10 protein-coding genes, 1 tRNA gene and 1 pseudogene are annotated in these 8876 nt (G+C 62.9%); 3 read left to right on the forward strand and 9 right to left on the reverse strand.

Translation table 11 applies throughout. The annotated features are described in order from the left end of the window. Window positions 1-851 (forward strand): annotated as a pseudogene (locus PVW46_RS14500) (IS110 family RNA-guided transposase); the annotation flags it as partial. Window positions 852-936: 85 nt separating this feature from the next. Here the strand turns inward: PVW46_RS14500 and PVW46_RS14505 are convergent. From PVW46_RS14505 to PVW46_RS14520, 4 genes are all read right to left on the reverse strand, one after another. Beyond that, the gene (locus PVW46_RS14505) at window positions 937-1362 is read right to left on the reverse strand and encodes a hypothetical protein (RefSeq protein WP_274576366.1); all 426 of its coding nucleotides are present in this window, start codon (window positions 1360-1362) and stop codon (window positions 937-939) included. Window positions 1363-1391: 29 nt separating this feature from the next. After that, complete coding sequence (locus PVW46_RS14510; RefSeq protein WP_069210810.1) at window positions 1392-1694, reverse strand: Rha family transcriptional regulator; 303 nt, start codon at window positions 1692-1694, stop codon at window positions 1392-1394. Next, on the reverse strand, window positions 1691-2665 hold the full coding sequence (locus PVW46_RS14515) for a DUF6538 domain-containing protein (protein ID WP_139132388.1): 975 nt from the start codon (window positions 2663-2665) through the stop codon (window positions 1691-1693). The genes PVW46_RS14510 and PVW46_RS14515 overlap by 4 nt, the downstream gene beginning before the upstream one ends. Before the next feature lie 61 nt (window positions 2666-2726). Beyond that, window positions 2727-2802 (reverse strand) — tRNA-Thr (locus PVW46_RS14520). Window positions 2803-2992: 190 nt separating this feature from the next. On the opposite strand from PVW46_RS14520, the gene PVW46_RS14525 reads away from it, so the two are divergent. Beyond that, on the forward strand, window positions 2993-3874 hold the full coding sequence (locus PVW46_RS14525) for a hypothetical protein (protein WP_069210811.1): 882 nt from the start codon (window positions 2993-2995) through the stop codon (window positions 3872-3874). Between the two features lie 115 nt (window positions 3875-3989). Beyond that, window positions 3990-4415 (forward strand): c-type cytochrome, encoded by a 426-nt coding sequence (locus tag PVW46_RS14530; protein ID WP_052244855.1) that lies wholly within the window; start codon window positions 3990-3992, stop codon window positions 4413-4415. Between the two features lie 94 nt (window positions 4416-4509). Here PVW46_RS14530 and PVW46_RS14535 read toward each other — a convergent pair whose 3' ends face one another. The 5 genes from PVW46_RS14535 to PVW46_RS14555 all read right to left on the reverse strand — a co-directional run. Next, window positions 4510-5253, reverse strand: coding sequence for a proteasome-type protease (locus PVW46_RS14535; protein WP_043146412.1), 744 nt, complete (start codon window positions 5251-5253; stop codon window positions 4510-4512). Between the two features lie 123 nt (window positions 5254-5376). After that, a complete protein-coding gene (locus PVW46_RS14540) occupies window positions 5377-6174 on the reverse strand; it encodes a transglutaminase family protein (protein ID WP_043146413.1) in 798 nt (265 codons plus the stop codon). A gap of 16 nt (window positions 6175-6190) precedes the next feature. Further along, window positions 6191-7132, reverse strand: a complete 942-nt coding sequence (locus PVW46_RS14545; protein WP_043146414.1) for an alpha-E domain-containing protein — start codon at window positions 7130-7132, stop codon at window positions 6191-6193. Between the two features lie 6 nt (window positions 7133-7138). Then, window positions 7139-8563 (reverse strand): circularly permuted type 2 ATP-grasp protein, encoded by a 1425-nt coding sequence (locus PVW46_RS14550; RefSeq protein WP_043146443.1) that lies wholly within the window; start codon window positions 8561-8563, stop codon window positions 7139-7141. A 163-nt stretch (window positions 8564-8726) separates the two neighbouring features. Further along, a partial coding sequence (locus tag PVW46_RS14555) for a DUF2312 domain-containing protein (protein WP_274576374.1) occupies window positions 8727-8876 on the reverse strand: 150 nt, incomplete at its 5' end.

An 8876-nucleotide genomic window follows, 5' to 3' on the forward strand; every position in this document is an offset into this window, starting at 1 on the left:
CGGCGGACCACTTCATTGGGGGAGGATCAATCCCGGCGATTTACGTGAAGCCGTTCAACAAGGGACAGAAGAACGACTACAACGACGCCGAGGCGATCGCCGAAGCGGCTCTGCGACCCAACCTCCGGACGGTGACCGAGAAGAGTCAGGACCAGCTCGATCTTCAGGCCCTGCATCGCGTCCGGGCCCGGCTTGTCTCGCGGCGCACCGCGGCCATCAACCAGATCCGCGCCTTCCTGATCGAACAGGGCATCACCGTCAGGTCGGGACTGCGGGCGCTGAGAAACTCCTTCGAGACAAACCTCGAACAACGTCGCGTGGAGATCTCTCCTCGCATGCGAAGCATTCTAATCGGGCTCTACGGCGACTGGCTGTGGCTCGACGACCGGATCGCGGCGGTGTCGAAGGAGATCGAGGAGATCAGTCGCGCGGAGGAAAACTGCGCGAACATCATGTCGATCCCGGGCATCGGGCCGATGATTTCGACGGCCATGGTCGCGGCGGTTGGACAGGGCGTGACCTTCGACCGGGGCCGCGACTTCGCGGCCTGGGTTGGGCTGGTGCCCCGACAGTTCAGCACGGGTAGCCGCACGATCTTGGGACGGATCACCAAGCGCAGAAGCCGATAACTGCGCATGCTCTTCGTGCAGACCGCCAAGGTGATCATGATGCGCCCCCACCGATGGCAGGCGTTCAGCTTCGGAGCCTGGCTCGAACGCGCCATATCCCGAATGCCCAGGAACAAGGCCGCGGTTGCCCTGGCCAACAAGCTGGCCCGCACCGCGTGGAGCATCCTGCGTCACGGCACGCGCTTCGACACGATAAGAGAGGAGACCATGGAAGCGATCTGACCGCTTCCCGGGCACCACGAAGTTCGCGAAAGAGGACAGCATGGAACGGAGAAACTACGCCCCCAGAGTCTGACGGCCCAAATGGTCACCACTGACTTTGCCGGTAATGAGACCAAGGTGCGTGCGTAACCCCATCGAGGCCACGGCCCGCGAGCCGACAAACAGGCTGGATACATATGAGCGATTTCCGAAGCCGCGCCGAATTCTCGATTGCAAACAGCAGCCGGCACATACATAGGGCCGCTTCGTCACGTTGTTTCACGGCTTCTGAAAGAGCCTGCCACGGATAGCATGAGCTATGGCCGAGCACCTGTCCAACGCGATACGCCTTACATCCATGGCCTTGTGTCCGTCGTGTTTGATCACCTCTGGCGGAATTGGTGAGCGTCATCGCGCCATCGGTCGCAGAAAGCCTGTTCAGCGCGCCAACATCCTCCCGCATGGTCTCGATCTGCGCCGCCTGACGGCGCTTATCCTCTTCCTGATCAGCCCAGGCGCGGGCCATCGCCACCGGGTCGCCGAAATTCGGAAGGGCGTGGGCTATTCGCGCTCTGCTTCGAGTTCCTGCCAGCGGTCTACGATCCGTGCCGTGAACTCGGGGGAGAGTTGCGCCACAACCACAAAGCAATCCCGCTTTTCGAGGTAGTAGACCTGAACAGCGTGTTTCCGTCCGTGTCCGGTCTCGATTTGATCTTCCTCAGATTGAGGTAGTTCAATCCCGCCACGCTTGGCCAGTGTCTCGATGCTGCGCTTCACATCATCGTGGCGTTTCTCCAGCAACTCCGCGATCTCGCGGCTGCTCATGGTCAGCGGTGCAGGTTCATCTTTCAGGAACAGGATCATCTTGCGACCCTATTTTCGCGAAAGAATCGCACACTCAAAAACCTGAAGCGAAAACCGCAATCGACAAGGTGGGTAAACTCGTGGACCCGTCGAGCCGCCCACAAGGCTTGCCCCACCAGAGGGACCATGCGCTTGCTGCCCGAGGTCTTGAGCCGCCTCCACGGGTGTTCTCGGATGACAACATGCGGAACCGGTTCGTCGAGCTTGAGGTCCTCCTTGAGCAGGCCCGCCGCCTCTGCAAGCCGCATCCCGGTGTCGGAGATCAGGGCGACCAGCCAGCGTGCTTCGTCGTCCAGCTTTCGGCACTCGGCTTGCACGTCGCGGATTGCCTCCAGCGGGAGGGTTGCGCGGTCCTCTACGCCTGCCTTCCGGTCATAGTAGACGCGTCCGAACGGGTTGGTGATATCGACCCCGATCTCGGCGGCAGCGAAGTTGATCACCGAGCGGACGGTCCCGAAGACCCGTGTGATGCTGCTGCCCGCCAACTCTCGCTGTATCAGGTCGTCACGGAAGGCATTTGCGTCGGCCTTGGTGTATGCGGTGATGTCCTTGTCGCCGCAGACGTCGATGACATAGCCACAGGACCGCTCGGCTGCCCGGTGGAAGGTGACTGGACGCCCTTGTCCCTTGAGGCGGAGGTAGATGCCCACGGCCTCGGACAGCTTGACCGACTCAGTTGCCGCGATGGCCGGTGCCGTCCCAGCAGGGACCTCCTGACCGCCTTGCACCAGCCGCAGCATGTGCTTCCCCGGCAGGTCGGTGTCCTTGATCCTGAGGTGATACCAGTACTCGTCGAGCTTATGCGCTGCCCTGATTGCGCGTGACGCCGCGACCGGGGCTGACCGAGTCCGTAGCGAGTAACTGATTTTCCGTGAAGTGTAGTGGTGTTGAAGGTCTTTCGGCACCCGTCTGCTGAAGTAGAAGACCCCGTCCTTCACAAATGAGAAGGCTGCAACTGTGTTCTCCGCCATGTACTACGCTCGCTCCATCCTGAGATAAAGCTGAGGCGTTACAAGGGTTTAGCTGAAGAGATGGTGCCCCCACACGGACTCGAACCGCGGACCTACTGATTACAAATCAGTTGCTCTACCAGCTGAGCTATAGGGGCACCGGGCCGCGAACCCACTGGGGTGCGTCTCGGCGTGGGCGGTGTTTAGCCTGACTCGCGGCGCAAAGAAAGCCTCGATTTTCATCTCTTGCGGCGCAGATGTCACCCATGCGCCGCTTTGCGACACCCGCGGTTTTCCCCGCCGTCAAGCCCGCTATACTGCGCGCCGAGCCAACGACAAACAAAGCCCATGCAGGTCATTCTTCACACCGGCGTCCACTGCACCGATGACGACCGCCTTCTCAAGGGGCTTCTGCGCAACGCAGAGGCCTGGCGCCACGAAGGCGTGGCCATTCCCGGCCCGTCGAAATACCGCACCCTGCTGACCGAGGCCTTGAACAAGCTGCGCGGCGGCATCCCTGAACCGGGCACGCGCGATCTCTTGCTGGATGCCATCCTGCAAGAGGATTCGGGCCAGATCTCGCGCCTTGTCCTTTCAAACGACAACTTCTTTTCCGTGCCCAAGCTGATGTTCCAGAATGGCTACATCTACCACCGGGCCGAGGAACGCCTGACCAGTTTCATGCAGGCCTTCGAGGGCGACGAGGTACAGCTGTTCATGGGGCTGCGCGACCCGGCAAGCTTCCTGCCCGCCGCCTTTGCCGCAACCCCACACAAGACATTCGCCGGTTTCATGGAAGGCGTGAACCCGATGCGGTTCCGCTGGTCCGACCTGATCCGGCGCATCAAGGGCGCGCAGCCGGACCTGCCGGTCGTGTTGTGGTGCAACGAGGACACCCCCTTTCTCTGGGGGCAGATCATCCGCGAACTGGCCGGCATCAAGCTCAGCCGCAAGATCACCGGCGCCTTCGACCTCTACTCGCAGATCATCTCGCGCGAGGGGATGCAGCGGTTCCGCGCCTTCCTCAAGGAAAACCCCACGATCACGGAATCGCAGAAGCGGCGCGTGATGATGGCCTTTCTCGACAAATACGCGCTGGACGAGGCGATGGAGGAAGAGCTGGACCTTGACGGCTGGGACGGGCCTTACGTCGACATGCTGACGGAACTCTACGAGGATGACCTCGAAGTCATCTCCGCGATGGAGGGCGTGCGGCTGCTCACGCCCTGAAACCACGGGTTTCACCTGTCTGCCATGATCGGGATCAATGTGCGCCTTCGCCCCCCTGCCTACCGTTCGGGGCATGGTCGGCCCTGATGCCCGGCCAGTCACTCGGGAGGACATCATGTTGAAATCCGCTAAGATTGTTTTTCCGGTGCTTTTGGGTTTTCTTTCACTGCCTGTCGCGGCCCTGTCCCAGGAGATCGGGAAAGAGGCGTTCCAGGCGAACTGCGCCGTCTGTCACGGCACGGACGGAAAAGGGGGCGGTCCGATCCTCGACTACCTCAAGTCCGCGCCTTCTGACCTGACAAGGATATCAGAGCGCAACGGCGGCCAGTTTCCGGCGCAACAGGTCTATGACCTCATTGCCGATGCCGGCCAGACTCGCGCGCATGGCACCAGCGAGATGCCGATCTGGGGCAACCGGTTCAATGCCGAGATCATTGCGCAGCAAGGCGAATACGGCGGCGGTCAGACGGACATGCCGTCGGCACAGGCCCGGATTCTCGAACTGGTTTTCTTCCTGGCCACCATCCAGGAGGCCGGCTGACCGTATGGCATGAGCCCGCCGGACGCGGTTTGCCGCACGGCGGGGTCCCGTCAAGCCATTCTGAAAGGCGCGGTCGGAGGGCCGCGCCCTTAACCTAGTTGCCGGACATCGACCCGAAGGCCGGCAGGCTGTCCAAAGCCTGTTTCAATGCATCACCCCAGCCCTGACTGATGGTCTGAAAATAGGGATCGTCCTGCTCGACCCGCCCGGTGTCGCCGCGCACCAGGCTGTCCACCGTGTAAAGGTGATAGTCAAAGGGCGCGCCCACGGTCAGGTTGGCCTTTACCGTGCTGTCGAAACTCACCAGCAACAGCTTCATGGCCTCGTTGAAATCCAAGTCGGGATCGTAGGCCCGTACCAGGATCGGGCGACCGTACTTGATCTCGCCGATCTGGAAAAAGGGCGTGTCCGGCCCTGCCTCGATGAAATTTCCCTCGGGATAGATCAGGAACAGGCGCGGCGGGCCGCCGGCGATCTGTCCGCCCAGGATCAGCGTGGCGTTGAACACCGACGAGGCGCGCTGGCCGGTATCCGAATGGCGCGCGATCACGTCCCGCAGTGTGTCGGCCACCAGCCGCGCCACCTGGTACATCGAGGCGGACTCCAGCACCGAAGGGTTACGCTCGCCATGTGCCTTGACGCGTTCGTCAAGCTCGCTGACCACGGCCTGGGTCGTGGCAAGGTTGCCTGCGCTGAGCAGGGTGATCACACGATCGCCCTCGGCTTCCCAGATCTTCATCTTGCCGTAGGTCGAGATATTGTCGAGCCCGGCATTGGTGCGGGTGTCGGACATGAAGACCAACCCCCGGTTCAGCATCATCCCAACGCAATAGGTCATCCCGCGCGTGCCTTTCCTGCCCGTATCCAGAGGCCTTCTACGGTCAGGACAGGGAGCCGACAAGCGCCAGTTCCGGGCAGCACGGATTCCGTGGCGGGACGTGCCGCCCGGGCCGCCTCGCGATTACTGCTGGGCAACCTCTATTTCCACGTCCAGCGCCTCCAGCGCGCCGCCCTGACGGGTGCCGCGCACCGGTGCCGCGTCGTGGTAATCCATGCCGGTGGCCACGCGGACATAGCGCTGGTCAGGCGAAATGCTGTTCGAACAGTCGAAACCGACCCAGCCAAGACCCGGCAGATGTGCCTCTGCCCAGGCGTGCATGGCGTCCTGTTCCGTGGTGTGATCCAGCATCAGGTAGCCAGAGACATAGCGCGCCGGCAGGCCCATTTCGCGGGCGCAGGCGATGAAGACATGGGTATGGTCCTGGCAGACACCCCGGCCCGCAGAGAGCGCTTCCTCGGCGGTCCAGTCGGATTCGGAGGATCCGACCTCGTATGTCACGGCCTCGGCCACCGCCGCCATCAGGGCGTGGGCGCGGTCCAGCTCGGTATCGCCCGACACGCTGCGGACCAGCGCGCGCACGCCCTGCCCCGCCTTGGTCTGCGGCGTTACCCGGCGGTAAAGCCAGAGCGGCGCCGGGCCCAGGTGGCGGCCCACGACGCCGTGGTTGTCGGCCAGTTCGACCTCACCCTCGCAGGTGATGACCAGTTCCTGCGCGCCGCGCTCGATCTCGATCAGATCAACGGTGTTCTGGTGATGGTCGGTATAGGACAGCGCCTGCGTGCCGCCGGTGACGGTGGTCTCCCAGCGCAGCACGTTCTGGCTGTGCCGCGACTTGGGTGTCTTGCGCAGCTGTTGCAGGCCAAAGCTCACCGGTTCTTCGAAACGGTAGCGGGTGATGTGGCGGATGGTCAGGTTCATCGGGGCCTCTGGGCAGTCATTCGTAGAACCGGTAGTCGACTTCGATCTGGCGCCCGAGGTCACCCAGCAGCAACAGCATCTTCTGGATGTACTCGTGCAGGCCGTAGTCGAACACCGCGTCGATGTCGAAACTCAGGTAAGCGCGGTCGATATGGTCGATCTTGGCGTAAGAGGCCGCACGTTCACCATAGTCCCCCCCCAGGAATCCGAGGTTGTCCCGCAGCTTGCGCGCGCAAAAGGCCAGCGAGCGCGGCATCCGGCGGTTCAGGATCAGAAACTGCGCGATGTCGCGCGGCTCCGTCGAGCCGCCGTATTCCATCCGGTAGCCCCCCTGCCCCGAGACGGACCGCAGGATGGTTTCCCACTGCACGTTGTCGATGGAGGTCCCCACCGCCGTGACCGATGGCAGGAGGACATAGTATTTCACATCAATGATGCGCGCGGTGTTGTCGGCCCGTTCCAGGAAGGTGCCGATGCGCGCGAAATCGTAGATGTCGTTGCGCAGCATGGTGCCGTGGGTGGCACCGCGCACCAGCCCGGTGCGTTGCCGGATCATGCCCAGCACCTGTGGCAGGTCGCGTTCGCCGACCTTGCGGGACAGCACCTCCTTGACCCGCATGTAGGTGCCGTTCATCGCCTCCCAGACCTCGCCGGTCAGGGCGGTGCGCACCATGCGGGCGTTCAACCGCGCCTGTTCGACACAGGACAGGACCGAAGACGGGTTGTCACGCGACCGCAGCAACCAGTCGATGGCCGCGTCCTTGGTCACTTTCTCATGGCCCGCAGTATACCCGTCCAGCGCGCCCGCCGACTGCAGGACGGACCGCCATTCCTCGTCCGAGGCGCCCATGCGGGTCAGTGCGATGCGCTGTCCGGTCTCGATCAGGCGGGCAGTGTTTTCGGCGCGCTCCAGCGCGCGGTACATCCAGAACAGGCCGTTTGCCGTTTTTCCCAACATCGCGCGTCAGTCCTCCAGCACCCAGGTGTCCTTGGTGCCCCCGCCCTGCGAGGAGTTCACCACGAGCGAGCCCTTCTTCAGCGCCACGCGGGTCAGCCCGCCCGGCGTGATGTTGATCCCCTTGGGGCTGACCATCACGAAGGGCCGCAGGTCGACATGGCGCGGCGCCAGGCCCGACTTGGTAAAGATCGGCACGGTCGACAGGCTCAGCGTCGGCTGGGCGATGTAGTTTCCGGGCCGCGCTTCCAGCTTCTTGCGGAATTCGGCCAGCTCTTTCTTGGTGGCGGTGGGGCCGATCAGCATGCCGTAGCCGCCAGAGCCGTGCACCTCCTTGACGACCAGTTCCTTGAGGTTGTCCAGAACGTAGGCCAGCGACTCCTTGTCGGAACAGCGCCAGGTCGGCACGTTTTCAAGCAAGGGCCGTTCCCCGGTGTAGAACTCCACGATTTCAGGCATGTAGCTGTAAATCGCCTTGTCGTCGGCGATGCCGGTGCCGGGCGCGTTGGCGATGGTCAGATTGCCGGCGCGGTAGACGTCCATGATCCCCGGCACGCCCAGCGCACTGTCGGGGTTGAAGGTCAGCGGATCAAGGAAATCGTCGTCGACCCGGCGATACAGCACGTCGATCGGCTTGTACCCCAGGGTCGTGCGCATGCAAAGACGACCGTCTTCGACCCGCAAGTCGTGACCCTCGACCAGCTCGACGCCCATCTCGTCCGCAAGGAAGCTGTGTTCGAAATAGGCCGAGTTGTAGATCCCCGGCGTCAACAGGCCGACGGTGGGCTTGCGGCCGAGGCCCTCGGGCGCGCAGGCGGCCAGCGAATTGTAGAGATCGCCGGGATAGGTCGACACCGGCTGCACCCGGTTCTCCGAGAAGAGCTCGGGGAACATCTGCAGCATGGTCTCGCGGTTTTCCAGCATGTAGCTGACGCCCGAGGGCGTGCGCGCGTTGTCCTCGAGGACATAGAATTCGTCCGGACCCGTGCGCACCAGGTCGATGCCGACGATATGGGTATAGACCCCGCCCGGCGGGCGCATGCCGATCATCTCGGGCAGGAAGGCGTCGTTGCGAGAGATCATCTCTTCGGGCAGGCGCCCGGCCTTCACGATCTCCTGGCCGTGGTAGATGTCGTAGAGAAAGGCATTGATCGCGCGCACCCGCTGTTCGATCCCACGGCTCAGCTTTTGCCACTCGCGGCCGGATATGATGCGCGGGATAATGTCGAAGGGGATCAGCCGTTCCTCTGCCTCGGCCCTTCCATAGACGTTGAAGGTGATGCCCGTGAGGCGGAACAGGTCCTCTGCCTCGCGTTGCTTGGCGCGCAGATGCTTGGGATCCTCGCCTTCGAACCAGGTGTTGAAGGGCTGGTAGGGCCTGCGTACCTTGCCCTCCGTGCCCAGCATCTCGTCAAAATAGACTTGATCGTTCATGCCCGTGCGGTCCACCCCATCACTGTCTTGTAACAGGTACGCTAACGGGCCATGACGAGTGGTGCAACGGGCGTGAAAGGCTGTGCTGATCCCGTTGCGGGCAAAATGCTCAATAACCGGGCAGAGCGCGCCGGACCCCGGCCCGCCCTGCCCTCCGTGGCCTTCAGCCCATGCCCAGCGCGGCCTTGTACATGTCCAGAACCGCCTCTTCCTCGGCGATGTCGTCGGCGTCGCGCTTGCGCAGGGCGATCACCTTGCGCATGACCTTGGTGTCATAGCCGCGCCCCTTGGCCTCGGCCATGACCTCCTTGAT

The sequence above is a fragment of the Mameliella sp. AT18 genome, from assembly GCF_028807275.1.
Lineage (GTDB): Bacteria > Pseudomonadota > Alphaproteobacteria > Rhodobacterales > Rhodobacteraceae > Antarctobacter > Antarctobacter albus.

Coding starts and splice junctions, on each gene's coding strand:
- PVW46_RS14510 (WP_069210810.1), bottom strand. CDS start 1,694: ATGATCCTGTTCCTGAAAGATGAACCTGCACCGCTGACCATGAGCAGC.
- PVW46_RS14515 (WP_139132388.1), bottom strand. CDS start 2,665: ATGGCGGAGAACACAGTTGCAGCCTTCTCATTTGTGAAGGACGGGGTC.
- PVW46_RS14525 (WP_069210811.1), top strand. CDS start 2,993: ATGCAGGTCATTCTTCACACCGGCGTCCACTGCACCGATGACGACCGC.
- PVW46_RS14530 (WP_052244855.1), top strand. CDS start 3,990: ATGTTGAAATCCGCTAAGATTGTTTTTCCGGTGCTTTTGGGTTTTCTT.
- PVW46_RS14535 (WP_043146412.1), bottom strand. CDS start 5,253: ATGACCTATTGCGTTGGGATGATGCTGAACCGGGGGTTGGTCTTCATG.
- PVW46_RS14540 (WP_043146413.1), bottom strand. CDS start 6,174: ATGAACCTGACCATCCGCCACATCACCCGCTACCGTTTCGAAGAACCG.
- PVW46_RS14545 (WP_043146414.1), bottom strand. CDS start 7,132: ATGTTGGGAAAAACGGCAAACGGCCTGTTCTGGATGTACCGCGCGCTG.
- PVW46_RS14550 (WP_043146443.1), bottom strand. CDS start 8,563: ATGAACGATCAAGTCTATTTTGACGAGATGCTGGGCACGGAGGGCAAG.